A 25477-nucleotide genomic window follows, 5' to 3' on the forward strand; every position below is an offset into this window, starting at 1 on the left:
TTGGCCCTCGCCGACTCCTACGGCCACTACCCCGGCATCGCCTGATCGTCGCAAAGGCCGCCGCGCCCCGGCCGCCCCTGCGATACCTTGGTGACGTGCGGATCCACGTTCCCCGCCAGGCCACGCCGGATGTCGCCGCCGCCCTCGGTGTCGCCGTATTCCTCGTCGTGGGCAAGGAGTTCGTGCCCCGGGGCCCAGGCGTGGAGATCCCGTTGGACGCACCGGGCCGCACATCGCCCGGGAACTGCACGACAGTCTCACGCACGCGATCTCGCTGCTCAACGTCCAAATCGGACTCGCGGTCCACCTACTGGACCGAGATCCACTCGGATCACGCCACGCATTGAACTCGGCAAAAGAACAGCAGGCCCGGACCGCCGCAACGCCTCCCGCAACGCGTCGTGATGATCCTCGTGCACTGCCAGTTCCTCCCGATACCGGGAAACGAACAGCAGCGCATAGTCCGTCCCGGCACCGTAGGTCAACACCACCAACACAAACGCCGCACCCGAGGTGACCGTCAGCAGGCTATACCGAGCAATGGCGGTCGCCACCGCCTACCATCACCCCCGGATATTCGTTCCACTGTGGTCAGTCCCGAACGCCACCGCGTGCTGCCGCAGGAAGTCGTCCAGACGACGCGGCGGGCGGCCCAGGAGATGAGCGACCGTGTCGTTCGGGTGTTCCGGGTGGGTGATCGCCAAGCGTTGGATCTCCACGACGTGATCCACCAGCCAATCCGGCGCACCCCGCAGGTCCGCGCGCAACTCCTCCGCCGCGACGGCGACGCACCGGGTCGGCCTGCCCAGCGCCGTGAGCCGGGCCGCGACCTCGGGATACGAGACCGCCTCCGGGCCGGTCAGCAGGTGCGTGCCGGTGACCTTCCCTGCCAACGCGGCAACGGCCACGTCCGCCACATCCCGCGCGTCCACCATGTTCAACGGAGTATCACCGGTCATGGCCGGAAACGAGCCGGTGGCGCGGATGCGGTCGGCCTGGAACAACAGGTTCTGAAAGAACGCATACGGCCGCAGAAACGTATGCCCGATCCCCGACTCGCGCACGGCCTCCTCGACCCGGTGATGCAGCCGAGCGATCGCGACCGGCGAGTCGACAGGCCCAGGCGCCGACACCTTGACCAGATGGTCGACACCGGCACGCGCGGCCTCGGCGACCACCCCGAGTTCGATCTCCTCCTGACGCGGCCCATTCCCCATGGCCAGGAAAACCCTGGACACACCGGTCAACGCCGCACGCACTGCACCGAGGTCGCCTGCATCACCGACAACCCGTCCGACGCCCGGCGGCAGGTTGCCCGAACCACGGACGAGTGCCCGGGTCGGCACACCGCGAAGGGCCTGCAGGACAGCGCGACCAGTGGTACCGGTACCGCCGATGACGAGAATCATGATTCCTTCTTCCGATAGGTGCGAGCGGCCGTGATCACGCCACCGATCACGGCGGACGGCACGGCGTCGAGAAACAGGTCCGATCCGAACAGTCCGTTTTGGACCAGGAGGAAACTCACCGCGAAAGCCGAAGCCGCACAAAGCACAGCGGCGACAAGCATCCGGACCAGACGGCCGCCACCACGCGGCGTGAACGTGACGGCCAGCGCGGCGAGTGCGGAGGGAATCGCGATGGTGGTGAGCGAGGCCGCCGCCAACCGTTGGTCGTCCAGGGCCAGTGCGCTCGCGTAGCTCATGATGGCAGGCATGACGTAGGCCAGCACGACATTCACCACGGGGGTTGATCGTTGCACTGTTCGTGGCACGGGTGCGCTCCATGGGGTTGTTCCGTGTGACAGCTCCGACGCTACGAGCGTTGTCCCCGATGCACTAGTGAGCGGAATCTGAACGGACTGTTCCACCCATGGCACAATGGACATCATGGAAGAGCTGGGTGACGTGGCGATCTTCGTTCGGGTGGTCGAGGCAGGCAGTTTCTCCGCCGCCGCCCGAGCCCTGTGGATGCCGAAGTCCTCGGTGAGCCGCCGGGTCGCCCGCCTGGAGAACCGCCTGGGCGTGCGACTCCTGCACCGCACCACGCGGTCACTCGCCCTCACCGACGCAGGCCGCGCCTACCACGCGCGCGTCTCGGTCGCACTGGCCGAACTGGACTCGGCGGCAGGCGCGGCCACCGACAGTCGAGAGGCACCCCGAGGCGTGGTGCGGTTGGCCGCGCCACCGGACGTGGGCGCGGAGGTGCTCCCGGACCTCATGGCGGCATTCCTGGCCCGGTACCCGGAAGTGCGAGTCGAGGTATCCCTGTCTTCGCAAACAGACCTGGTGGAGGGCGGATTCGACCTGGCACTGCGCGGCGGCGCAGGCGGGCAAGGCTCGACCCAACTCCAGGACGCCCGATTCCGACTGTTCGCGTCCCCGGTTTACTTGGCACGCAGGGGAACCCCCCAACGACCGACAGACCTGACAACCCACCTATGCCTACGCTTCGGCGACACCGACCGATGGCTATTGCACGGTTCACGCGGGGAGATATCGGTAGACATAACCGGCCCATTGTCCGCCGACGACATGTCTTTCATCCGACGAGCGGCGATAGCCGGGGCGGGGATCGCCCTGCTGCCCGTACCCTCGGTCGCGCCATCGGTACGGTCCGGGCTGCTGGCACCGGTGCTACCGGACCACCACGCCAAGGGTCGACCACTACACCTGATAGTCCCCTCGAACCGACACCTGCCACTGCGGGTCGCGGTGCTACGGGACTTCCTGGTGGCCAACTTCCCCCACTGACCGGGGCCGACGCCTCCGAGTCCAGATCATCGAGGCGGCTGGTGCGACCATCGACGAAGCCTGGCAGGTATATCTGGGTTGGCTATCGACCTGAGAGGCTGACATGAGCACGGTCTTGATCTCCGGCGCAGGCATCGCGGGCCCCGCGCCGGCGTACTGGCTGCACCGCCACGGCTTCGACGTCACGGTCGTGGAGAAGGCGAGCGCCCTGCGCGGCGGCGGGTACCCCATCGACATCCGCGGCACGGCGCTGGACGTGGTCGAGCGGATGGGCCTGCTGCCGGACCTGCGGGCCGCCCACGTCGACACTCGCCGGATCACCTTCCTGGACCCCGACGGCGACCCGATCACCTCGATGCACCCGGACGGCCTCACCGGCAGCGTCGACGGCCGCGACCTGGAGGTGCGCCGCGGCGACCTCGCCAGGATCCTGCACACCGCGACCCGCGACGACATCGAGTTCCTCTTCGACGACACCATCACCGCGCTCGACGACCACGCGGGCGGTGTCGACGTGACCTTACGCGGCGGCGCGCAACGCACGTTCGACCACGTCATCGGCGCCGACGGCCCGCACTCCGGCTTCCCGTCTTCACCACTCTCGCCCGGTAAGGGACAAAGGGGACGGACGCGGCCGATCACCCGGGCCGTTTCCCCGTGGCGTCGGGCATCCTGGCAGACTTCGGGGTCAGGCGTCCGCGGGGGAAGGTGGTCGGCGTGACACGGTTTCGGGTCCAACTGAAGGTCTGCGCGGTGCTGCTCGCCGTCGCCGCGGTCGGGGCGTATGCGCTGGGGCTCCTGGACTTCCTGGTCAGCGAGGCCGACGAGGCGTGCGCGCGCGGCCTGGTGTACGAGGGCTCGGACTTCCGCGAGATGCGCACCGGCCTGCTGCCGCTGGAGAACACCTGCGTGTTCGTGGACGGCACAACCTACGACGACGTGCCGCCCTGGGTGAACCCGGTGTTCTTCGGCGGTCTCGCGGGCTCGGCGGCCTGTGTGGCGACCTTGGTATGGACCACCCGCAGAACGCGGTGATCCGGCAAAACGTTCACCCGATCGGTGCAGAATCCGGGCCTCCCCGCTCGGTACAGTGGTTGTGACTACTGGGGATCGGCCTGGAGCGCATGGCTCCGGCCGTCATGTTCTGGGGGCTACACGGTGAATGTCGTATTCGGCGCGCCCTGCGCCGCCGCCGAGCGGGCGGGCTGAGCACATGGTCGACGAGAAGGTCCTGCTGGCGCAGCGGTTCATCAACTCCTACAGCGTGGCGGGCATCCCCAAGGTGGAGGAGAACGGCAAGACCGGCTGGCCGGTCATGTACGCGCTCACCCGGATCCTGCAGTACGAGCTGGGCATCACCACCCTGTCCGACTCGTTCGGCCCCACCACACTGTCCACTTTGCAGCAACGGTTCCCGGTCATCGACGGCCGCAACACCTTCGCCGCCATCAACCGCGTCATCGGGTACGGCCTGTACTGCAAGGGCTATCCCGGCGGCGAGCTGAAAGGCGTCTACGACAGCGAGGTCTCGGCCTCGGTCACCCGGCTCAAGCAAGACATGGGTGTCGCGGGCGTCTACCCCGGCGACGGGGTGACCCCCAAGGTGTTCAAGGGTCTGCTGAACATGGACCCGTACGTCGTGGTCGGCAGCGGCAGCACCGAGATCCGCGCCGTGCAGCAGTGGCTCAACCAGAACTTCGTGGCCCGCCGCGACTTCTTCGTCATCCCCTGCGACGGCTACTTCTCCCGCGACGTGCAGAAGGCGCTCCTGCTGGCCATCCAGTTCGAGATCGGCATGAGCGACGACGTCGCCAACGGCAGGCTCGGCCCGGGTACCAAGGCGGGCCTGCGGGCCAACCCGCTCGCGGTCGGCTCGTCCGGGCGCTGGGTGCAGCTGTTCACCGCGGCCATGATCTTCAACCAGCGGCCCGCGGTGGCGTTCTCGCCGTCGTTCACCAGCGCGCTGTCCGCGCAGGTCCGCGACTTCCAGCGGTTCGTCGCGCTGCCCGAGACGGGCCAGGGCGACTACCAGACCTGGGCGTCGCTGCTGGTGTCGTACGGCGACGAGACCCGCAAGGGTACCGCGTGCGACACGGTCACCGAGGTGACCTCCGGCCGCGCCCAGACGCTGTGGAACGCCGGGTACCGGGTGGTCGGCCGATACCTGTGCAATGTCAGCGGTTCTCCGCTGGACAAGATGATCAAACCGTACGAACTGGACAACATCGTCGCCGCGGGCCTGCGGGTGTTCCCGATCTACCAGACCTACGGCGGCGAAGCGGCCTACTTCCGCCGCGAGCAGGGTGCGGCGGACGCGTTCGCGGCCATCTCCTGGGCCCGGCACCACGGGTTCAAGGCGGGCACCCGGATCTACTTCGCGGTCGACTTCGATGCGCTCGACTACCAGGTAACCGACAACGTCATCCCGCACTTCCAGGGGATCAAGGACATCCTGGACGAGCACGGCCCGGAGTACTCGCTCGGCATCTAAGGCGCGCGCAACGTGTGCAGCCGCGTCCGGGCCGCGGGCCTGACCACGGCCAGCTTCGTCTCCGACATGTCCAGCGGCTTCTCCGGCAACCTCGGCTTCCCGATGCCGGTGGACTGGGCGTTCGACCAGATCGCCACCACCACGGTCACCGGCGGCCCGCTCGGCGAGTCGTTCGACGTCGACAACAACATCTCCTCCGGCCGCGACGCGGGCCAGGACAGCTTCGCCCCGGTCGTCCAGTCCGGTGTGGACGTGCGCTTCGACACCACCTGGCGGGACGCCATGCTCCGCGACGTCCAGACCTACCTGGAGTCGATCAGTGTGCCGGAGACCGGCGGACCGGGCGGCGAGGCACTGACGCTGCGCTCCACCACCGAGTCGTTCACCATGACACTCAACGCCGACGTGTTCATCACCGACGTCGCCCGCAGCCTGGGCGTCCGCAAGGCACTCGTGCAGACCCCACTGATGTGGGAGATCCGCAAGCTCAATATCCTCGACCCGGGCGCCGACGAGGCCGTGGAGCAGGGCCTGAAGAACGACAGTAGCACCGGCCTCGGCCAGATCTTCGCCCAGACCGCCATCCGCGCCCGCAACTTCTGCGTCCGCCAGGGCATCATCGGCGGCCGGATCCTGGACTTCGGCAACGACACCGACCGCATGGATGTGTGGACCAGGCTCCGCCACGACGACATCTACAACATCAACACGGTGCCCCTGGTCCTCATCGAAGGCGCCAACGACGTCGGTCTGTCCCGTCCCAACCTCGACTACAGCGAGGCGGACACGCAACAGACCCTGGCCCGCTACAACGGAACCGGCGACGCCGCGGCGAACTACGGCAGGCAGCTGATCGGCCTGTACCGGGTGTTCGAGAAGTACAACAAGCTGCTGCGCGAGCAGTGAGTCCTCGGGGGAAGGCATGAAGATGGACAACACCCTGCACCGCCGCACAGTACTGCGCGCGGGCGTCGGCCTGGCTCTGGCAGCGGGAGTCACCCCGGCTTTCGCGGGCATCGCCCACGCCGATCCCGCCCGGGACAGGCTGGCCCAGGTCCGCCCGGGCCCGGTGAGCGCGAACGGCTGGCCGATCGAACGCGCCCCCGACGCGGGCGGTTCCGTGTGGACACGGGAGATCGAGGGAACGGGCCTCCTGGTGGCCACGGCCATCGGCGACGCCCGGACCGTCCTGACCCACGTCATCCGGCGCTACCACTACGAGATCGCCACCCTGAAACCGGGCGAGGTGATCGGCTTCCGCCCGTACGACCGCCTCCCGCGCGGCTACCAGACCAACCACGCCTCCGGCACCGCCATCGACATCCGCCCCAACGCCTTCCCCGAAGGCACCCGCGGCGGCTTCCTCCAGTCCGAACTGACCGTCATCCACTCCATCCTCGACGACTCCCACGGCGTCCTCTCCTGGGCCGGAGACCGGTCCGACGAGGCCCACTTCCACATCGCGGTCGGCCCGGACGACCCCCGCCTGCCCGCACTGGCAGCCGAACTCCGCCACTACAGGTACTGATCACTAGCCGACAAACATCCTGCAGGCATGCAACCCGATACCGCGCCAAGGAACCGGGGCCCCTGCCGTCTGACGGTGGGGGCCCAGTCCGCCCAGCAGGCACGACCGTGCCTGCCCACCGCGCCGAGGCCGCCCCGGCTGTCGAACGAGCGAGTACTACCCGATCGCAACGTCGACAATGTCTCGATTGACCCTTTATCGCCGGATTGACGGTTTCCTGGAAACACTCGATAGTATTGTCGAACTGGGAAATGGGAATCGGACACACTAGGGTCCGCCAGGGAGCTGGGAAATTCCCGAGCTTGTCCCGCGGCCGCACGGCCACCAGTATTGCGCTGATCTCGACCACCACCTCGGTGCCGTCGGGAGACGAGCGCGAGAGGAGCGGCGGTCATGTCGACGAAACTTCCCCGGATCACCCTGGTGTTCTGGATTCTGAAGATCGCCGCGACGACGCTCGGCGAGACCGGGGGTGATCTGATCGCGCAGACGCTCAACGTGGGTTATCTGACCAGTTTCCTGGTGCTGATCGGTATCTTCGCCGTCACCCTGGTCTGGCAGTTGAGCGTGCGCTCGTTCCAGCCGATCCTGTACTGGACGGTGATCCTGTCCACCAGCATGGCGGGCACCACGCTGTCGGATTTCATGGACCGCACCCTCGATCTCGGTTACCTTCTCGGCGCGGTCGTGCTGGTGAGCGCGTTGCTGATCGTCTTCGCGGTGTGGAAACTCAGCGGGCACCCGTTCCGCGTGACCGATATCGACTCCTTCGGCGGGGAACTGCTCTACTGGATTGCGATCCTGATCTCCAACACGCTGGGCACGGCGTTCGGCGACTTCCTGTCCGACACCTCCGGCCTGGGCTACGGCGGCAGCGCGCTGCTGGTGGCGAGCCTGATCGGGGTGCTGGCGCTGGCGATGAGGTTCACCCCGATCTCCAACGTCCTGCTGTTCTGGATCGCGTTCGTGCTGACCCGCCCGCTTGGCGCGACCGCAGGCGACCTGTTCAGCAAGCCGGTGGAGGCGGGCGGTCTCGGCTACGGCACCTACAGTTCGTCGATCGTGCTGCTCGCCCTGCTGGTCGGCCTGATCATCTTCAGCTACCGGCAGCGCGGCCGGGCGGCGGTCACCGCGCCTGCCTGACCAGCCCGCGCGAGTATTCCGTCGATTGTCGTGGGCCGCTTGCGCGGGCGAATGGACGGTTAGCCGACCATATGTCGGATATACCCGCCGGACCGGACATCGACTTTGAAATGCCGAGCTTGCGCGCCCGTTCTTGCCCTTGCTAGCGTCGAAACTCCCAAGTCGACTGTTGGGAGAGGTCATGAAATCACGACGCTCCATTGTTGCAACAGTTCTCATATTCGCCGGTCTCCTCCTCGCGAATACGATTTCCGCGGCTGCCTCAAGTACGGCGAGCACCGCCATCAAGTGGCATCCCGGTCACTACATGACCAGCGACTGGTGGCACAACGCGGCCACCCCGGCGAGCATGGCGAGTAGCGAGTTACAGGTCGTCAACACGTCACCGAATGTCCGGGGCTGGAAGGGCAACTACTACTGGGCCGCGCTCGAAACCGGCAAGGGTGTATACAACTTCTCGGTCATCGACGCGGAGTTGGCCAAGCTCAACCAGGGCAACCCCACCCCGCGCAAGAAGCTGATCATCGACATCTCCTCCAGCGGTTTCCTGCGCACGCACGACGAGGACCCGGGCGGTTTCCTCAACGCCGTGTTGCCGAGCTATCTGACGACCGACACCGCCACCTACGGGTCCGCGCCCAAGGCGGGCACCAGCGGCTGGTGGTACGGCGGCAGCGGGTTCGCCATCACCGCGGCCGTCTGGCGGCAGGCCGTGACCGACCGGTTCATCGCGCTGCTCCAGGCCGTGGGCGCGCGCTACAACGGCAATCCCGATGTCGAGGGCATCGTGTTGACCGAGACCGCTTCCCAGGTCGGCGAAGGCGGCGGCTACAACGACAACACGCTATTGAGCCAGTTGGAACGCATGCTGACCGCCGCGAAAGCCGCGCTTCCCAACACCAATGTCGTCGTCGAGAACAACTTCATGGGAAACCAGGCGAACACGAGCGCGCTGGTCCTTTTCCAGAACTCACACGCGATCGCGGAAAGCGGACCGGATCTGCTGGGCAAGACCGCGGCCGACAAGACCTCGCCGCCCAAGGAACTCACCTGGGGACAGCAGTGCGTGACGGGTTATCCCGGGACCGGGTGCCCCAACCTGACCGGCAGCATCGCCGTCATCCAGAACATCGACGAGCCCGAACTGCTCGGCACCCAGTTCCAGGGCGCGGGCGCGCCCTTCACCCCGCTCGACATCTACAACAACGGCGAGGACTACCTGCACGCCAGCCATCTCATGTGGACGTACCTGGTCGGTCGGCCGATCAACAACTGGCCCACCGTCGCCTCGATGATCAACGCCCATCCCATCCGCTACACCGCATGCCCGACGGGCTACCCGGGTTGTGACACGCGGTAAGCGAACCCGAGGGCTCCGGCGCGTGCCGGAGCCCTCGGCGGCAGGCCATACCGGACACCCCTCGGCAGCGCCCCGGGCTCCTCGGGAAGGATTCGCGTGTGGATAGTCCCCACCGAACCCGCTAGGAGCTCCACCCGTGAAGACCATCGCCTGGATCGTGCTGCTCATCGGCCTCGGCCTCACCGCCATGTACGTCGCCACCGGCCTGCAGGGCGGCGAGGTCGCCTGGCTCAACGGCTGGCTCGTCGGACCCATCGTGCTCGTGTTCATCGCGCCCACCCTGTTCACGCTGTCCGCCAAGCTCGGCGGCAGCCTCGCCCAACTGCGCGGCGTGCTGCCCTCGGGCTTCCAGGGCGCGCCGATCGGCATGGGCACCGTGCTCTCGGTGACGCGCACCGGCCTCACCGTGAACGACCAGCCGCAGCTGGCCATCGCACTGCGCGTCGACACCGCGGACGGTCGCACGTTCGACGCGACGACCCGCCAGATCATCGACCTCACCCAGTTGGGGACCGTCCAGTCCGGCGCGATGTTGCCGGTGCGATACCTGCCGGACAACAGCGTCACCCTGGCCGTCGACGCCACCCAGGCCGAGCTCCAGGCCGTGGTCAACCAGATCCAGCTGGCCAAGGGCCACATCACCGCAAAACAGCTGCACATCGCCGAACACGGCCTCGACGCCGCCGCGGTCGTGCTGGCCATGGTCCCCACCGGCGAGATCCGCGGCGACCGCGCCGTGGTCGACCTGACCCTGCGGGTCACCCGGGCCGACAACACGATGTTCGACCTGACCCAGCAGAAGGCGATCCCGCCCGCCCTGGTCCCGCGCGTCCAGCCGGGCTCGGTGGTCCAGGTCAAGTACCTGCCGCACGACGAAAGCGAGGTCACCATCATCACCGCGCTCCAGCAGGAACGCTGATCCACAAAACCGTCACTGCTTGATCGGGCGGGAACGACTTCGAAAGCTCGTTCAAGCAGTGACAAGCCCAGCCTGATACGCCAGGATCACCAGATGCACGCGGTCGCGCGCCCCCAGCTTCAGCATGAGGTGCGCGACATGGCTCTTCGCCGTCCCCGCCGTGATATGCAGCCGCAACCCGATCTCGGCATTCGATAATCCACCCGCGACCAGCGCAAGAACTTCCCGCTCCCGCACCGTGATCCCCGCGAGCAGATCCACCCGCGGCCGCAATGGCCCCGGCTGCGCCACGAACTCCGCGATGAGCCGTCGCGTCACGCCGGGAGCAAGCAGGCCGTCACCGGCCGCAACCACTCGAATCGCCGCGATCAGCTCAGCCGAAGGCGTGTCCTTCACAAGAAAGCCACTCGCACCGGCACGCAGAGCCGCGAACACATATTCGTCCAGGTCGAACGTCGTCAACACGAGTACCCGCACCCCGGGCAGTTCCGCACTGATCTGCCGAGTCGCCTCGATGCCATCCATCTCCGGCATCCGGATATCCATCGCCACGACATCGGGCCGGTACTCAGCCGCCAGCCGAACGGCCTCCGCGCCGTTCGCGGCCTCCCCCACGACCTCAAGGTCGTCAGCCCACCCGACGATCCCTCGGAACCCGGCCCGAACCAGCGCCTGATCATCAGCAATGAGTACCCGGATCACCGGCGTCCCCCGTCCGGCAGCCGCGCGACGACCTCGAACCCGCCCGGCACCGGCCCGGCACGCAACTCACCACCACAGAGCGCGGTCCGCTCCCGCATTCCCACCAGCCCGTGCCCGCCCGCACCCGGCACCCCACCGCGGCCGTCATCAGTGATCGTGAGCAGCACCGCGGTCTCCTCATAAACGATCGTGACGCGACACGTCGAGGTCCTCGCGTGCTTGACCACATTGGTCAGGGCCTCCTGCACGATCCGATACGCCGAGACATCGACCCCCGCGGCCAGCGGCCGTGGCGCACCAAGCAACACCACCTCGACATCGACTCCCGCTGCCCGCGTACGCGCAACCAGGTCATCCAGCCCGGCCAACCCCTGCACCGGCCCGAGCTGCCCTCGTGAGTCGTTGTCCCGCAACACACCCAGCATTCGCCGCAACTCCGTCAACGCCGCACGCCCGGTCGTCTCGATGACACCCAACGCCGCAGCCGCAGCCGCAGGCCTGCGATCGAGCACCAACCGGCCCATATCCGCCTGCACGGTAATCACACTCATACTGTGTGCGACCACATCGTGCAATTCCCGAGCGATCCGCAAGCGCTCATCGACGATCAACGTCTCACGCTCACGCTCTCGTTGCACAGCAAGGGTTTCCGCATAGACCCGATACTGTGCCCGCAGTCTCCCCGCGCCCCAACCAATCACCACGACAGCACCGGGAAGCAACACCGAAACCCACTGTCCATTCCATACTGTCGCAGCAGCAACGACGGCCAGGATCACCGCCAACGCCACGTAGGCACGCCGAGCACCCGCGACCGTATACGCGACCAAGGCCATCGGCACCGAAGCGAACGGCACCACCGGCACCACCGACGTCGCCAACGACATCCCGAACGCCGCGGCACCCAGCCAGAACGCCACCCACGGCAGACAACGGCGCAACACCAGCGGCCCGGCAAGAAGCGTGGCGCCGAGCAACCCCACCCACCGCGACACCGACGCCACATCGCTATGCCCGCCGAGCAATGGCCCCGCCCACACGAGCACGACCAGGACACCCGCGACACAGTCGAGCGCGAACCAGTGCCCCGGCCGCAGCCGCCGCAACACCGGTGTACGCACGTCGATCCCCATCTCCCGAACGTAGCCGAGCACGGCCACCACGCGCATCAGCCCACGGTCGTATGCCCACCGGCATACGCCCCAGGGCGCCCGCCCACACGCCGATGACGACATCACCCCCGCCGCGCCACGGTGGACCCGACAGAACAGTGGACCCGACACAACAGTGAACCCGACAGAAGGGAACGCCGATGATCGAAACCGCCGGCCTGACCAAGACCTACGGCCGCCGCCGCGCGGTGGACCGCCTGACCTTCCGCGTCCAACCCGGCCGGGTGACCGGGTTCCTCGGCCCCAACGGCGCGGGCAAGTCCACCACCATCCGGCTGCTCCTCGGCCTGGACGCGCCGACCCACGGCCGCGCGTTGATCGACGGACGCCCCTACCGCGAGCTGGACCATCCACTACGGCAGGTCGGCGCGCTGCTCGACGCGAACGCCGTCCACGTCGGCCGCCGCGCCCGCGACCACCTGCGCTGGCTCGCGCAGACCAACGACATCCCCCGCGGCCGGGTCACCGAGGTGCTGCGGCTCACCGGCCTGGCCGAGGCGGGACACCGGCGGGTCGGCGGGTTCTCGCTCGGCATGAAACAGCGGCTCGGGATCGCCGCTGCCCTGCTCGGCGACCCGGCGGTCCTGATCTTCGACGAGCCGGTCAACGGCCTCGACCCGGACGGCGTGCACTGGATCCGCGGCCTGATCCGGTCGCTGGCCGCCGAGGGCCGCACGGTGCTGATCTCCAGCCACCTGATGAGCGAGATGCAGCTGACCGCCGACCACCTGCTGATCCTCGCCCGCGGCAGGCTGCTGTCCGACTCCGGCATGGCCGAGCTGGTCGGCACCGGCGACATCCTGGTCCGCACCGCGGGCGACACCCCGCTCGCCGCGCTGCTCACCGCGCGCGGAGCGACGGTGTCGCCGCAACCCGGCCAGGCGTTGGCGGTGACCGGTCTCGATCCGGGCGAGATCGCCGCCGTGGCCGCCACGCACGGCATTGCACTGATTGAGCTGACACCGCGCGCGCCGTCGCTTGAGGAAGTCTTCCGCCGTATCACCGATCCCGAACTCCAGTATCGCGCCGAACCACACCCGGAGGATGCCCGATGACCCGGTCCAGCCTGATCGCGGCCGAGTGGACGAAACTCCGCTCGGTCCGCTCGACGCCGTCGATCCTCGCCGTGGCCACGGTCGCGACGATCGGGATCGCGGTACTCCAGGCCCACACGACCGTACGCTCGTGGGATGGCTGGGGACCGCGCGCCCGCGCCGAGTTCGACCCGGTGTTCTCGACGTTCTCCGGGTTCCAGCTCGCACAGCTCGCGTTCGGGCTGCTCGGTGTTCTCGCTGTCACAGCGGAATACGGCACCGGCACGATCCGCGCGACATTCACCGCGACGCCTCGGCGTGGCCGGGTGCTCGCGGCGAAACTGCTCGTCGTCGGCACGGTCGCGCTGGTGGCGGGCGAGGTACTGGCGTTCACCTCGTTCTTCACCGGTCAGTTCGTCCTGGCGGGCAAGCACCTGGACGTCGGGCTCGGCGATCCGAACGTCCTGCGCGCGGTGCTGGGCCAGGGCTTCTACGTGGCCACGGTGACGATTCTCGGTGCCGCGATCGGCACCCTGCTCCGGCACACCGCGGGCGCGACCGCTCTCACGACCGGCCTGTTGTTCCTGGCGACGACGGTGCTCAAAGCGGTTTCCCCGGACGACTCGACCACCTTGACACACTGGGCGCCGGGAGTGGCCGCGGAAGGCCTGACCTGGACCACGTTCCACGACCCCGAATGGCCGACCGCCGGTTTCGGGCTGTTCGTCTGCCTCACCTACCTCGCGGTGACCGTCGCGGCGGCAGCCTGGTCCCTGATCCGCCGTGACGTCTGAGCCCAAGTTGTAACTCCCACGGGTATCCCCTGGCATGACGACTGACACCGCCCCACGCACACGACGCGTGGCGCTCGCCGCCGCCTCCGCGATCGCGGCCACCGCCGCGCTGACGTCCACCGCGTCCGCCGCGACGACCCCGTGGACCATCGTGCCGAGCGCCAATGCCGCCACCGACACCGAGTTCCGCGCGGTGTCCATGGTGGACAACACGCACGGGTTCGCGGTGGGCGACGCGGCGGGCAAGGCCGTGGTGGAGACCTGGAACGGCAACGCATGGAGCCTGATGACCACCCCGAGCCCGGACTCCGCCGACTTCCTCAACGGCGTCGCGGCCATCTCGCCCACCGATGCCTGGGCGGTCGGCACCGCGTTCGTCAACAATGGACCGCAGAAGACGTTGATCGAGCACTTCGACGGGACCAAATGGATGGTCGTGCCCAGTCCGAGCATCGGCGTCAACAGCGCGCTGAACGCGGTCGCCGCCCGCGCGTCCGACGATGTCTGGGCGGTCGGCCAGGACGGCGTGAACGAGTCCAAGCCGATCATCGAGCACTGGAACGGTACCGCTTGGACAGTCGTCCAGGGCGTGCCCGCCCCGAACAACGGGATCGAGTTCCTCAAGGGCGTCACGATCACACCGGACGGCACTGTCTGGGCGGTCGGCACCGTGGGCAGGGCGCTCGCCCCGGAAGGCTTCCGCCTCACCGCGTTCATCGAGCGCTACACCGGCGGCACCTGGCAGTCCGTGCCGGTCCCGGCGACCAACCCGTCGTTCAGCGCCAATCTCAACGCGGTGTCGGCCACCTCGGCGAACGACGTGTGGGCGGTCGGCTCCACCGGCAGCCAGGCACTGGCCGAACACTGGAACGGCACCGCGTGGACCATCGTGCCGACCCCCGCGGTCACCGGCAAGAGCATCGTCCTGAAGGGCGTCAAGGCCATCGCCCCGAACGACGCCTGGTTCGTCGGCGACCAGTCCCTGGCGACCTTCTCGGCCCGGTCCGACGGCACCACGACCACGATCACGCCCACCCCGAGCGGCTCCCAGCGCGGTGACCTCTCCGGCGTCGCGGCGGTCGACCACACCCGCTACGCGGTCGGCTCGCAGACCAACGACGCCACCACCTTCCGGAAGCAGACCCTGGCCCTGATCGACAACGCAGGCTGACGTCCGTCCTCGCCACATCGGCGACAACCATCCACAAAGCCGATGCCCGCGCGCGGATTTCCGTGCGCGGGCATCGGCTTTCCCGTGGCGACGGCCGGAAGTCGCCCACCCGCACTGACGCATGCGGTCGCGACGCGCGGGACAACGGCCGCCGGGCACGATTGAATGGACCGGGGTGTCGGTGCATAGGGGGAGATGGCGAGATGGCGACCAGACGATCGGGCATGCCGCCGTGGGCCGGGCGGGCGACGGCGATGGTCGGCCGGTCGGCGCTGGTGGCGAGGCTGCAGGCGCTGCTAGTGGTGCGACCGGCCGCGGCGGCGGGCCGGTGCACCGGCTGATCACCTTGGGCGGCGCACCCGGCATCGGCAAGACCCGGGTCGCGCTCGAACTGCTCGACCACGCTGCCCGCCGACACCGTCGAACGGGGTTCGCCTACCTCGGAGAACTCGCGGGCGACAGCTCGGCGACCTTCGACGCCATGGACGAGGACATGGTCGCCACCGTGGCGCGCACGGTCCAGGAGGCGCTGGGGATCACCGACATCTCCACGGCCGACCCGATCGCCGTGCTGACCACCCACCTGAGCCCACGCCCGGCCGATCCCGGTCCGGACGAGCGCGGTCGGGCAGGCACGCTGCTGGTCATCGACAACTGCGAACGCGTCCGCGACGCGGTCGGCGACCTGGCCGCCATACTGCTGGCCGAGACCCCCGACGTGCAGGTGGTGACCACCTCGCGCGGTGAGCTCGGCATGCCGGGCGAGCTGTTCATCCCGCTGACCCCGCTGACGGTCCCGGCCGAGCGCTCCGAGGCGACCGCGCCCAAAATCCGGCACCGCCGCGCTGAAGACCGCGCCATCCCGCGCCACAGCCGCGATATCGGCAAACCTGGTCACCAACCAGAACCCGCCGTCACTTCGAGCCACCGGACACTTCCGCCGCAGAACCCCGAACAGCTCGTGGTCCACCCCCTCCCCGACGTGATCGAACTCCGCCGCCCGACGCTCCGCGTCCGTTCTCCCGGTGACCATGACGGCCACCCTTTTCCGCCGAACCCCATCACCGCAGTGGTGATCCCCCACCTGTGACCCGCTCCATATACGTACGTGTACTCCATTCGCCAGTACCACCCACGTACGTACCAACCGTCCTTTGTGGGTCCACGAACCACCGGTCGACCGCACTGTCAACACGAGGACGAATGCCTACCCGACCGAGTGAACAACCTCAGGACCGGCACCACCCGGCCGATACGAGGACATACGGAGAAAGTGCCGCTGTTACCCGCCTTGAGGGGGAGCGTCCACATGTCGAGTTTCCGGGGCCGTCTGCTCGCCGTGCTCGTCCCGGTCGTGGTCATCGGTCTGGCCGTGCTGTCGATCTTCGTCGTGGTCAGTGCCACGTCGCTGGAGGAGGACGCGCAGCGGGGACACGGCAGAGACGTCGCGGACAGCCTCGCCCGGCAGGTCGAGACCCAGATCGCCGCGGCTCGCGCGGCCGAGCGCTCGATCGTGGCAGCGGGCAGCGCCATGCCGACGGAGAACCGTCCGCTACTGGAGGAGGCGGTGCGCGGCGCGCTGGCGACCACGCCCGAGATCTACGACATGTACCTGTGCTTCGACGCCCCCGGCGACCCGCGCTACCCGAAGGCGGGCGTCTACCAGTACCTCTGGATCAAGGACGAGACCGGCAAGCCCGTACGCCAGGACCTGGACGACGCGGCGAACGCCGAGGCCATCAGCTACTCGTGGTACACCGAGCCGAAGCGCACCGGCGCGGAGAGCATCGTCGAGCCTTACTACGACGAGAACCTCAAGGCACTGATGACCTCGATCACCGCGCCCATGGTCCAGGACGGCCGCACGATCGGCGTCGCGGGCGTCGACGTCACCCTGGACCAGCTGTCCAAGAAGGTCAGCGCCACGAAGGTGTCCGACCACGGCTACGCGATCCTGCTCTCCCACGCGGGCACCCTCCTCGCCGCCCCCGACGCGAAGGTCGTGGGCGCCAAGACGCTGGAGCAGGCCGCGGCCGAGCCCGCGCGCGACACCGTCACCACCCTCATGCGCAGGCTGGCCGAGAGCGGCAGCGGCACCATGGACGGCGTCAACCCGCTGGCAGGCGATGGCGACGACGCGGTGCTGTCCTGGGCACCGGTCGAGGGAACGGGCTGGACACTGGCCACCGTGACCCCGATGAGCGACGTCCTCGCCCCGGTCGGCACGCTGCGCACCAAGCTGATCGCCTTCGCCGTCGTCATCGCCCTCGCCCTGCTCGCGACCGTGTGGTTCACCACCCGCAGGCTGACCGCCCGCATGCCGGTCCTGCGCACCGCCGCCCTCGACATCGCCCGCGGCCGCCTGGACGTCACCCTGCCCCCCGCGGGCCGCGACGAACTGGGCGAACTGGCAGGCGCGTTCGGCGAGATGGTGGCAACCCTCCGCCGCACCGCCGACCACCTCCGCCGAATCGCGTCCGGCGACCTGGCCGCCCCGGTGGAACCCGACGGCCCCGACGACGAGCTCGGCAACGCTCTCGTCGAGATGCAACGCGGCCTCACCACCTCGGTACGCGCCGTCGTCGACACCGCCGAAGCCCTCACCGGCTCGGCCGAGGCCCTGCGAACCCAGGCCGCCGAACTACGCGACAGCGCGACCGTGACCCACACCCAGTCCGCCGCGGCCAGCATCGGCGCCACCGAGTTCACCGCCAGCGTCGCCGAGATCGCCGCCACCATCACCCGCGGCTCCACCCTCGCCACCGACGCCGAGGACGCGGCCGCCACCATGACCGCCCAGCTGCACAGCCTCGCGGGCTCCTCGGCCGCCATCGCGGGCGTCGTCGACGTGATCACCAGGATCGCCGCCCAGACCCAGCTACTGGCCCTCAACGCCACCATCGAAGCCTCCCGGGCAGGCGACGCGGGCCGCGGCTTCGCCGTCGTCGCCACCGAGGTCAAGGGCCTGGCGGAATCCACCACCACCGCGACGGTCAGCGTCACCGAACGCATCGCGGCCATCCAGTCCGATGTGGACGGAACGGTCGAGGTGATCGACCAGATCAGCAACTCGATCCGGGACATGACCGCCCTGCAAGGAACCATCGTCGCCGCCGTCGAACAACAGTCGGCCGCCTCCCACGCGGTCCAGGAAAGCATCGGCCACGTCACCAACGTAGCCGCCCGAACCGAAACCAGCGTCCAATCCAGCCTCACCCTGGCCGACAACCTGGCCACCGCGGTCGAACGCCTGGAACAGGTAAGCAAGAGCTTCCGCCTACCGGACTGACCGGCTCAGGCCGTGATGGCACGGCGCAGCGAAACCTCACGGCTTCTTGCGATACACACCCTGGTGCACATCGTCGTCCTCATTCGGTGTCCCGGACTCACCGCGAAGACGCGCGAACTCGCGCTCGCCCTGCTCGGCCAGAGGAGCACGTTCGTCTTCGGACAGCTCCCGATATTGCCGGGCACCCTCCTCGACCTGCGCCAGGATCCCCCGGCTGAACACCTCGCTCGTCGCGGCCTGCCGCAAACTCGTCCGGCCCGCCAGCACGTCGTCCACCAACGTGCGGAATCCGTCGTCGGTGGCCGTGTCCCGCAACCGGTTCAGGAGGCACGCAGGAACCTCGATCGAGCGGCGTCGCCGCGGGCGATATCGAGGATCGGCTCGTCCGACTCAGCCATCTCACGCTCCCGGGTGATCGTAGGCGCCCTTGGGCAACGGATGTTCCTTGAGACCGTGCAGCGCGCCCAGCAGACCAGCGATCACACCGCTGAGCCCGATCGCGATGTTGTAGGCCCGGTCGTGCGCCTCGACGACCTGCTTCCAGATCGTCACCGCCTCCTTGATCTCCCAGGCCGCGGCGACCCCGCCGATGATGCCACCGATGATCGTCTCGCTGGTGGCGGCCGCCGCAGCGAGCGCGATCGCGGCCCCGATCAGCGCGTCGAGCAGACTTTCCAGCAGGCTGTCGAGGGTCTTGGCGACACCCCAGATGCCGAACGCGGCGGTCTTGATCTCTGCACCGATCTTCTGCAGCGCAGGCTGCTGCGCGCCGACCGCGGCCGCCAAGTCTGGCCGGGGTTGACACCACCGGTCACCAGCTCAATGGCTTTCATCACCCAATGACTGACGTTGAGCCAGTCCCCGACCGACAACACCTCGTCGATCACGCTGGGGATGTTCTGCTCCGCCTGTGGTTCGACCAGCTTGTCGACCGGACTTCCAGGCACGCGTACGTCTCCTCGCTCAGTTAGGTGTCGTCGAGCCGCGCGGCTTCGGCGGCATCGGTCCGGCGGTACATGGCAGCTGCCTTGCCCAACTCGGCGGCCGAGCCGGTACACAGTTCGTCGAGCTTGTCCAGGTTGGCCGCGACCGCGTCCCTCGCCTCGCCCATCCGACTGATCGCCGTCGCCCAGATCCCCTGGCCGACCGGCCCTTTCTCCCACATGGACAGGTTCAGGTGCTGATCCTGGTAGCCCTTGGCCCGCCCGATCTGACCGGAGAGCTCGGGCGAAAGCGTCTGCTGACAAACGTCCAGCTTCGTCGGTTCGACATGGAACGTCATGGCAACCTCCCGGTCGAGTCGAGTGTGCCAGGATGCTAGCAGCGGACGAACCGACGCGGGCAGATCAGGAAAGTGAGCAAAATGTCCGATCTGAATGGCGAAGACCCACAGCCCGCCACCCACGTCGCATTCCCGGGCACCTGGCGCTATCGTAATCTGCTGTTGCGAATCGCCATCATCATTCCCGCGCTGACACTCGCCCTCGCCGTGTCCACAGTGGTCACAGGGGCTGTTTTCGCCTGGGCCACGATCGCCCTCTGGACCTACCTGGACGTGCTCGTCTGGCGCCAGTGGCGACAGCTTTCCCTGGCAGACCATGACGCAGCCGCCATCTCGGTACTGCGGTCCGTCGGCATAGGCTTGGGCCTTTTCCTGCTAGGCGCGCTCTTCATTCTGCTCGACACCCTGTTCCATACCAGATAACGACAATGCCGATCGCCACCTAAAGGGATCGGCGGTGTGGGGTGCTTCGAAGTTTCCGGACGGTGGACCAAGTAGAATTAGGTTCTCTGGAAGGGGAAGATGGTGGCGCGTTCAGGAGGAGTTTCTCTCGGAAGTATCGGGAGGAGGCGGCGAAGTTGGTGATCGAGACCGGGCGTCCGATCGCGCAGGTGGCGAAAGAGTTGGGTGTCGACGAGGTCAGTCTGGGGAAGTGGGTCAAGGACTATCGCGCGGCGCATGACAGCGAGGAGTCGCCGTTAGGTGTGTCGGAGCGGGCGAGGTTGCGGGAGTTGGAGCGGGAGACGCGTGATCTGCGGTTGGAGAACGAGTTCCTGAAAAAAGCTGCCGCGTACTTTGCCAAGGATCATCGGTGAGCTACCGGTTCGAGTTCATCGACGCACAGCACGCCTCCACAACGGACCCGGATCCTTCGTCGTCGTTGCCGGTGACGCGAATGTGCCGGATTCTTGATGTCTCACGATCCGGGTTCTACGAATGGAGAGCTCGTCCGGTGTCGGCCACCGCGGCGCGCCGTGGTGATCTCTCACGATTGGTTGCCGGATTCTTCGAGGCGTCCGACGGCACGTATGGGTATCGGCGGATCCGCGCCGACCTCGTCACCCAGGGCGTGGAGTACGGACCGGAGCTGGTGCGCCAGATCATGCGTGAGCTGGGGCTCCGTCCGTGTCAGCTGCCCGTCGGGGAACTCCGCCCGGACCCGGTGCGCCCAATGCAGGCAAGCGCCGTCTTGCCGACGCCCGCGGTGCCGAACACCGCCGACACGACCACCGGCCGCGCGGCTTTACCTGGCAACAGGCCGTCCAGCCAGGCCAACGCGTCGCCACGTCCCACGAACGACGGCAGGGCGGGCGGAAGCTGGGCAGGCGTCGTGACGACCGGGGGCGTCGGAGCAGGCTCCAAGGATCGGTCATGGCGCAGGATGGCGGTGTGCAGGTCGCGCAGCACCGGCCGGGGCGCACTCCCAGCTCCTGGTCCAGCGTGCGTCGCAGCATGTCGTAGGTGGTGAGCGCGTCGGTCTGCCTACCCGCTCGGTACAACGCCGGCATCAGCAGCCTGCGCACGTGTTCATCCAGCGGATGTTGGCGGGCCAGGCTTTCCAGCTCCGGAACGAGCTCGGCGTGCAGGCCCAGGGCCAACCGAAGATCGGCGAGAGCCTGCTGAGCCTGCAACAACAGGCGGTCCAGAGCCCGCGCGTGGTCGGCGAACCACGTCAGCTCGGTGACATCGGCCAGCGGACGACCACGCCACAGCTCCACCGCACCACGCAACCACTCCGCACCCTGGCCCGGGTCGTCGGTCCGACCCGCCCGGCGAATCAGCAGCCGCGCGGCCTACACGTCAGTGGCCTGCTCGCCGGGAATGTCCAGCAGATATGCCGCGCGCACGTCGAGCGGGTCGGCGACGCCGACCGCCACAGCGGTGACCGTTTCCACCACCGCACGCTGCTGGTACGGCATGTCATCCAGGTGGACCAGCACCGCACCCGCCGGGGAATCGCCGGACAGCATCCCGCGATGCCTATTCGGCGAAACCGGTCGCGACGACGATCAGCTCGGACAATGTCCTGTCCCCATGTTCTCCGCGTGTTGTGCCGCGGCGTCAACCCACGTCGCGCATTTCGGCCGCGGCCGGGTGACCGCTGTCCAACCGAGCCGCGTAGGCTTGGCGTGCCTCCTCGATTTCCGGCATGTGGCCGTAGGCCCAGCCGCGCAGCACGTCGACCGCCGTGGCCAGGCTGTGCCCCAGCTGGGTCAGCGAGTACTTCACCGTGACCGGCACCGATGGGTAAACGGTGCGGGTGACCAGACCGTCAGACTCCAGACCGCGCAGGGTCTGCGTCAGCATCTTCTGCGAAATGCCCTCGATGCGATTCCGCAATTCGGAGAAGCGGAGCGTCCCGTCCTGCAACGAGATGATCACGAGCATGGTCCACTTGTTCGCGATGCGGTCGAGCACCTGCCTGGTCGGGCAGACAGACTTCATCATGTTCCAGCGCGACTCCCGGTACTCCGACATGCCTTTCATGCTATCCACCCGCGCCAGTTCCCCGCCGCGCTTCTTGATCTCCAGCGGTGACCTGTGGCACTCGGGCGAACGACGTGCGCGCCCTGACCCGTGGGTATACGCCGTGGTGACCACCGCACCCGCGAGTGCCGCCTTCCGGTGCTGGGCAGCGGTTCCCACTCTCGCCCGGAGCTTGTCGGCCGACTGCCGGGGCGAGCTGTTCGCCAGCCCGTTCGGCGCGGAGTACTTCGACGTGGTGCACCGGCTCGTCGGCGGGTTCGGCTCGACGACGGGACTCGGCGCGCAGCGGCTCACCGCGGTGTGACCGCACGATCCGATCGTCGAGACAGGACGACACGATCCGATACGGGAGAAGGGTTTGGGGCAGGCACCCCCAGGGTGCCTGCCCCAAACCCTTTGCACCACCAGCTATGCCGTCGCCCGCGCGGTGTCCGGGAGCGATTCCTCTTCCCCGCCGTCGGTCACCGCCTCAGGGGCCGGGCGGTCCAGCACCAGCAGGATGAGCGCGGCCAGCGCGCACAGCCCCGCCAGCGACCAGAGGACCAGGTGCAGCGCGTCGGTGTAGGCACCGCCGAGCAGGTCCTGGAAGGCCGCGCGCGCCTCGGGCCTGCCGACCGAGTTCACCGCGGTGGCCATGTCGCCCTGGTTGAGCAGGTTCGCCACGTCCTGCGGGCGATCGGCGTATGGGGTGCCGAAGCCGCCCAGCCGCCCAGCCAGCCTGGCACCGGTGATGCCCGCGAGCATAGTGCCGACCACGGCGATGCCGATCGCCTCTCCGCCCAGCCGGACGGTGTTGAACATGCCCGCCGCCATGCCGACCCGGCCCGGGTCGACCGCGCTCACCGCGGCGCCGTCCAGCACGCCGAACGAGATGCCGATCCCGATGCCGATCACCAGGTAGGGCCCGAGCACCGCCCAGGCGCTCGCGCCGGGGTGGATGACGGTCAGCCAGGCGACGCCGATGCCGGTCAGCACGACCGTCGAGAGCACCTGGATCCGCACCGGGACCCACTTCGCCAGATAGCCGGTGACCACCGGCATGACGAGCGTCGGGGCGGTCAGCATCATCAGGGTCAGACCGGCCTGCGCCGCACTGAAGCCGTCCACCGCGCTGTAGTAGGTGGGCAGGTAGACCAGCAGCGGCGTGAAGCCGAACACCAGCGCCAGCACCGTCAGGCACAGCCCGGCGTAGCGGCGCTGCCGCAGCAGCGACAGGTCGAACATCGGCTCCCGGACCCGGCTCTCCACCAGTCCGAACAGGCCGAGCAGCACGACCGCCGCCACCAGGCAGAGCAGCACCGCGCCGCTGGTCCAGCCGAGCTGCGGCCCCTCCAGCAGCCCCAGGATCAACGCGAACAGCGCCGCGGTGAACGTCGCCGTGCCCGCCCAGTCGATCCGACCAGCCCGCGGGTTGCGCGACTCGCCGATGGCGGAACTGCCCAGCAGCACCGCCAGCCCGACGGCGGCGGGCACGTAGAACACCGACCGCCAGCCGAACTGGGTGTTGAGCAGTCCACAGAGGAACGGCCCGAACGCCAAGCCGCAGCCGACCGCGGTGCCGAACACACCGAACGCCTTGGCCCGCGCGGCGGGGTTCTCGAACATCGCCGCGAGGCTGGCCACCCCGCAGGTGAGCACACCCGCGGCGCCGATCCCGGCGACACCACGCGCGAGGTCGAGCACCAGCATGCTCGGCGCCACAGCGGACACCGCCAGCGCCACGACGAACAGCGCCATGCCGAACCGGAACACCCGGCGCCTGCCCACCAGGTCGCCCAGGCTGCCGCAGGCGAGCATGAACGCGGCGAAGGTGAGGTCGTAGCCGTTGATCACCCACTGCACCGACGTCAGATCCGCGCGCAGGTGCTCGCCGATGGCGGGCAACGCGACCGACGGCCCGGCGAGCGACACCGGCAACAGGACACAGGCGACCGCGACGACGAACAGGCCGAGCCCGGGGCGGGTCGGCGCGGACTTCGTGGACACAGGACTTCCTCTCGCTCTCGCCGGGCGGCGGAGCCGGGCCCACACCCGGCTCGCCGCGCACCGGGCTACTTGGCCGTGTCGGCGATCAACTTGCCGGACGCGGCCCAGCTCTCCGCGGGCACCTCGGTGATCCACACCTGCACGGTCTCCGCCGGGACGCCGTAGGCCTCCACGAACGCGTCCGTGATCTTGCCGACAAGCTCCCGCTTGAGCTCGATATCGCGAGGCCCCTGCAGGACCGTCACCACCGGCATCGCAACCCCTCCATCACTGTTCCTCCCCGCGAACCGGGGGCGCGTCCCATGATGGGCGGCGGCCGTCGAACCGGGAAGACAGCACAAATTAGTGGCTAGGGCACCCCGAGGTGCCCAACGCTCGAAAAGAGAGCGGGGTCCGCGCACACCCTAGGAATACCCGATTCCGCCGGGCCGGGTCCTCGGTCAGCCCGCCGAGCACAGGCGCCGCCCCCCTGGCTCCATGGCCATAGGAACCGCTCCTCCACCACGGAATCACGCTAAAGGGTGTCCCGTAATGATCAAGGGTGTTGGTGGGGAGGGGGTGACAGTGGTGTCGCTTGCGGCCGGTGGTTGTTCAGCCGGTCATGGCGAGGTTGCGTATCTGGGCGATGTCTCGGGTGGCGTGCCGGACGCCGTCTCGTTTGCGTCGGCAGTTGCGCAGGATGTTCCAGGACTTCATGTGCGCAAGTGCGTGTTCGACTCGTGCGCGGACGCTTTTGGGGACGGTGTTGAGGTCTTCTTTCCAGTGCGGCAGCGGCGGTTGCCCTTTACGTGGTGTGCGGTAGGGCATGATCACGTCGGGGCTGCGCTGGTAGCGGCCGTCGGCCATCACGTTCGCGCCCCGGCACTGCCGGTCGACGCGCGAGTCGGTGTAGGCGCGGCAGTCGTTGCGGTTGCCAGGGGGTGGGGTCGCCGACCGCGACGATCAGGCGGGTGTCGGCGTCGATGACGACCTGCATGTTCACCGAGTACCGGTAGTTCTTCGACGACGCGGAGATGGTGCGGTCGTGGGTGGGCACCAGGGTGCCGTCCACGATCAGCACGGTGTCCGGGCTGTGCCGGCGGGCAACCGGCGCGAGCGCCGGCAGCGGCGCCAGGTGATCCACTACGCGGCCCGCTGCGGACTTCGAGATCCCGAACAGCAGCGCGACCTGCCGGAAGGTCAGATTCGTCCGGTAGTACACCGCCACCAGCATGACCCGATCCGCCAGCGGCAAGCCCCAGCGCCGGCCAGTGCCGGTCTGCTCGCCACCCCGGTGGGCCACGACCCGCACGCGCTTGCGGAACACCGGCACCGACAAGCCCGTGAACACCGGCACCCACTCCGGCCGGCCCGCCCTGATCACCTG

At 68.3% G+C, this 25477-nt stretch carries 31 protein-coding genes and 4 pseudogenes; 20 read left to right on the forward strand and 15 right to left on the reverse strand.

From position 1 onward, the window contains the following. Positions 1-157: 157 nt before the first annotated feature. Positions 158-352: pseudogene (locus tag C503_RS48920) on the forward strand (histidine kinase dimerization/phosphoacceptor domain-containing protein); the annotation flags it as partial. On the opposite strand, the gene C503_RS48925 reads toward C503_RS48920, so the two are convergent. From C503_RS48925 to C503_RS40385, 3 genes are read right to left on the reverse strand one after another with little or no spacing between them, the layout of a single operon-like run. Next, on the reverse strand, positions 279-554 hold the full coding sequence (locus tag C503_RS48925) for an MMPL family transporter (protein WP_084477260.1): 276 nt from the start codon (positions 552-554) through the stop codon (positions 279-281). The pseudogene C503_RS48920 and the gene C503_RS48925 overlap by 74 nt on opposite strands. Positions 555-563: 9 nt before the next feature. Beyond that, positions 564-1409 carry an NAD(P)H-binding protein gene (locus C503_RS40380; RefSeq protein ID WP_018684447.1) on the reverse strand — a complete coding sequence of 282 codons (846 nt, stop codon included), beginning with the start codon at positions 1407-1409 and terminating at the stop codon, positions 564-566. Next, a complete protein-coding gene (locus C503_RS40385) occupies positions 1406-1744 on the reverse strand; it encodes a hypothetical protein (RefSeq protein ID WP_018684448.1) in 339 nt (112 codons plus the stop codon). The genes C503_RS40380 and C503_RS40385 overlap by 4 nt, the downstream gene beginning before the upstream one ends. Before the next feature lie 145 nt (positions 1745-1889). On the opposite strand from C503_RS40385, the gene C503_RS0122325 reads away from it, so the two are divergent. The 9 genes from C503_RS0122325 (at position 1890) to C503_RS0122360 (ending at position 10194) form a co-directional block, all read left to right on the forward strand. Beyond that, the gene (locus tag C503_RS0122325; protein ID WP_033400929.1) at positions 1890-2753 is read left to right on the forward strand and encodes a LysR family transcriptional regulator; all 864 of its coding nucleotides are present in this window, start codon (positions 1890-1892) and stop codon (positions 2751-2753) included. Positions 2754-2856: 103 nt separating this feature from the next. Next, a complete protein-coding gene (locus C503_RS40390) occupies positions 2857-3474 on the forward strand; it encodes an FAD-dependent monooxygenase (RefSeq protein ID WP_018684450.1) in 618 nt (205 codons plus the stop codon). Beyond that, positions 3471-3788: a hypothetical protein gene (locus C503_RS0122335; RefSeq protein WP_156893388.1), complete on the forward strand. Its 318-nt coding sequence runs from the start codon at positions 3471-3473 to the stop codon at positions 3786-3788. The genes C503_RS40390 and C503_RS0122335 overlap by 4 nt, the downstream gene beginning before the upstream one ends. 178 nt (positions 3789-3966) lie before the next feature. Next, the gene (locus C503_RS48015; protein ID WP_018684452.1) at positions 3967-5244 is read left to right on the forward strand and encodes a glycoside hydrolase domain-containing protein; all 1278 of its coding nucleotides are present in this window, start codon (positions 3967-3969) and stop codon (positions 5242-5244) included. Between the two features lie 12 nt (positions 5245-5256). Beyond that, positions 5257-6150, forward strand: coding sequence for a glycoside hydrolase family 25 domain-containing protein (locus C503_RS48020; RefSeq protein WP_018684453.1), 894 nt, complete (start codon positions 5257-5259; stop codon positions 6148-6150). A gap of 16 nt (positions 6151-6166) precedes the next feature. Next, positions 6167-6772 (forward strand): hypothetical protein, encoded by a 606-nt coding sequence (locus C503_RS0122345; RefSeq protein ID WP_018684454.1) that lies wholly within the window; start codon positions 6167-6169, stop codon positions 6770-6772. A 393-nt stretch (positions 6773-7165) separates the two neighbouring features. Then, positions 7166-7915: a COG4705 family protein gene (locus tag C503_RS0122350; RefSeq protein WP_018684455.1), complete on the forward strand. Its 750-nt coding sequence runs from the start codon at positions 7166-7168 to the stop codon at positions 7913-7915. Between the two features lie 307 nt (positions 7916-8222). Further along, positions 8223-9275 carry a hypothetical protein gene (locus C503_RS0122355; protein ID WP_018684456.1) on the forward strand — a complete coding sequence of 351 codons (1053 nt, stop codon included), beginning with the start codon at positions 8223-8225 and terminating at the stop codon, positions 9273-9275. 136 nt (positions 9276-9411) lie between these two features. Beyond that, positions 9412-10194 carry a hypothetical protein gene (locus C503_RS0122360; protein ID WP_018684457.1) on the forward strand — a complete coding sequence of 261 codons (783 nt, stop codon included), beginning with the start codon at positions 9412-9414 and terminating at the stop codon, positions 10192-10194. 51 nt (positions 10195-10245) lie between these two features. Here C503_RS0122360 and C503_RS0122365 read toward each other — a convergent pair whose 3' ends face one another. Continuing rightward, entirely contained in the window at positions 10246-10896 is a 651-nt protein-coding gene (locus C503_RS0122365) for a response regulator (RefSeq protein ID WP_018684458.1), read from the reverse strand. Continuing rightward, entirely contained in the window at positions 10893-12065 is a 1173-nt protein-coding gene (locus C503_RS0122370) for a sensor histidine kinase (RefSeq protein WP_018684459.1), read from the reverse strand. The genes C503_RS0122365 and C503_RS0122370 overlap by 4 nt, the downstream gene beginning before the upstream one ends. Positions 12066-12208: 143 nt before the next feature. On the opposite strand from C503_RS0122370, the gene C503_RS0122375 reads away from it, so the two are divergent. From C503_RS0122375 to C503_RS0122400, 6 genes are all read left to right on the forward strand, one after another. Beyond that, complete coding sequence (locus C503_RS0122375; RefSeq protein ID WP_018684460.1) at positions 12209-13123, forward strand: ATP-binding cassette domain-containing protein; 915 nt, start codon at positions 12209-12211, stop codon at positions 13121-13123. Beyond that, complete coding sequence (locus tag C503_RS0122380; RefSeq protein WP_018684461.1) at positions 13120-13896, forward strand: ABC-2 transporter permease; 777 nt, start codon at positions 13120-13122, stop codon at positions 13894-13896. The genes C503_RS0122375 and C503_RS0122380 overlap by 4 nt, the downstream gene beginning before the upstream one ends. Before the next feature lie 34 nt (positions 13897-13930). Next, positions 13931-15067 carry a hypothetical protein gene (locus C503_RS0122385; RefSeq protein ID WP_156893389.1) on the forward strand — a complete coding sequence of 379 codons (1137 nt, stop codon included), beginning with the start codon at positions 13931-13933 and terminating at the stop codon, positions 15065-15067. Between the two features lie 203 nt (positions 15068-15270). Beyond that, positions 15271-15408: a hypothetical protein gene (locus C503_RS46120; RefSeq protein ID WP_156893390.1), complete on the forward strand. Its 138-nt coding sequence runs from the start codon at positions 15271-15273 to the stop codon at positions 15406-15408. Beyond that, positions 15396-16157 carry a hypothetical protein gene (locus C503_RS0122395; protein WP_018684464.1) on the forward strand — a complete coding sequence of 254 codons (762 nt, stop codon included), beginning with the start codon at positions 15396-15398 and terminating at the stop codon, positions 16155-16157. Before C503_RS46120 ends, C503_RS0122395 begins: the two co-directional genes overlap by 13 nt. Positions 16158-16376: 219 nt before the next feature. Beyond that, a complete protein-coding gene (locus tag C503_RS0122400; RefSeq protein ID WP_018684465.1) occupies positions 16377-18356 on the forward strand; it encodes a methyl-accepting chemotaxis protein in 1980 nt (659 codons plus the stop codon). Positions 18357-18392: 36 nt separating this feature from the next. Here the strand turns inward: C503_RS0122400 and C503_RS42725 are convergent, their stop codons facing one another. From C503_RS42725 to C503_RS46885, 3 genes are all read right to left on the reverse strand, one after another. Continuing rightward, positions 18393-18632, reverse strand: coding sequence for a hypothetical protein (locus C503_RS42725; RefSeq protein WP_156893391.1), 240 nt, complete (start codon positions 18630-18632; stop codon positions 18393-18395). A 123-nt stretch (positions 18633-18755) separates the two neighbouring features. Further along, positions 18756-19142, reverse strand: coding sequence for a hypothetical protein (locus tag C503_RS0122410; RefSeq protein ID WP_018684467.1), 387 nt, complete (start codon positions 19140-19142; stop codon positions 18756-18758). A 181-nt stretch (positions 19143-19323) separates the two neighbouring features. Next, positions 19324-19638, reverse strand: a complete 315-nt coding sequence (locus C503_RS46885) for a type VII secretion target (protein ID WP_018684468.1) — start codon at positions 19636-19638, stop codon at positions 19324-19326. Between the two features lie 81 nt (positions 19639-19719). Between C503_RS46885 and C503_RS0122420 the strand changes: the two genes are divergently transcribed. From C503_RS0122420 to C503_RS48930, 3 genes and pseudogenes are all read left to right on the forward strand, one after another. Beyond that, positions 19720-20061: a hypothetical protein gene (locus C503_RS0122420; RefSeq protein ID WP_018684469.1), complete on the forward strand. Its 342-nt coding sequence runs from the start codon at positions 19720-19722 to the stop codon at positions 20059-20061. A 62-nt stretch (positions 20062-20123) separates the two neighbouring features. After that, complete coding sequence (locus C503_RS0122425; protein WP_169514595.1) at positions 20124-20453, forward strand: transposase; 330 nt, start codon at positions 20124-20126, stop codon at positions 20451-20453. A gap of 80 nt (positions 20454-20533) precedes the next feature. Next, a pseudogene (locus C503_RS48930) lies at positions 20534-20749 on the forward strand (IS3 family transposase); the annotation flags it as partial. Positions 20750-20766: 17 nt separating this feature from the next. On the opposite strand, the gene C503_RS48025 reads toward C503_RS48930, so the two are convergent. The 4 genes and pseudogenes from C503_RS48025 to C503_RS40410 all read right to left on the reverse strand — a co-directional run bounded on the left by C503_RS48025 (position 20767) and on the right by C503_RS40410 (position 22116). Beyond that, positions 20767-21045, reverse strand: coding sequence for a hypothetical protein (locus tag C503_RS48025; protein WP_026316579.1), 279 nt, complete (start codon positions 21043-21045; stop codon positions 20767-20769). Between the two features lie 59 nt (positions 21046-21104). Further along, positions 21105-21356, reverse strand: a pseudogene (locus tag C503_RS48030) (AfsR/SARP family transcriptional regulator); the annotation flags it as partial. A 75-nt stretch (positions 21357-21431) separates the two neighbouring features. Next, positions 21432-21608, reverse strand: a complete 177-nt coding sequence (locus C503_RS48035; protein WP_018684471.1) for a hypothetical protein — start codon at positions 21606-21608, stop codon at positions 21432-21434. A 91-nt stretch (positions 21609-21699) separates the two neighbouring features. Next, positions 21700-22116: a winged helix-turn-helix transcriptional regulator gene (locus C503_RS40410; RefSeq protein WP_156893392.1), complete on the reverse strand. Its 417-nt coding sequence runs from the start codon at positions 22114-22116 to the stop codon at positions 21700-21702. Positions 22117-22297: 181 nt separating this feature from the next. On the opposite strand from C503_RS40410, the gene C503_RS48595 reads away from it, so the two are divergent. After that, entirely contained in the window at positions 22298-22429 is a 132-nt protein-coding gene (locus C503_RS48595) for a hypothetical protein (RefSeq protein WP_281170528.1), read from the forward strand. Between the two features lie 104 nt (positions 22430-22533). Here C503_RS48595 and C503_RS40415 read toward each other — a convergent pair whose 3' ends face one another. From C503_RS40415 to C503_RS42730, 3 genes and pseudogenes are all read right to left on the reverse strand, one after another. After that, positions 22534-24111: an MFS transporter gene (locus C503_RS40415; RefSeq protein WP_018684474.1), complete on the reverse strand. Its 1578-nt coding sequence runs from the start codon at positions 24109-24111 to the stop codon at positions 22534-22536. 65 nt (positions 24112-24176) lie between these two features. Further along, a complete protein-coding gene (gene dmpI, locus C503_RS0122455; protein ID WP_018684475.1) occupies positions 24177-24365 on the reverse strand; it encodes a 4-oxalocrotonate tautomerase DmpI in 189 nt (62 codons plus the stop codon). A gap of 337 nt (positions 24366-24702) precedes the next feature. Further along, a pseudogene (locus tag C503_RS42730) lies at positions 24703-25474 on the reverse strand (transposase). Between the last annotated feature and the right edge of the window lie 3 nt (positions 25475-25477).

This window comes from Actinokineospora enzanensis DSM 44649 (assembly GCF_000374445.1).
In the GTDB taxonomy this organism is placed as follows: Bacteria; Actinomycetota; Actinomycetes; order Mycobacteriales; family Pseudonocardiaceae; genus Actinokineospora; species Actinokineospora enzanensis.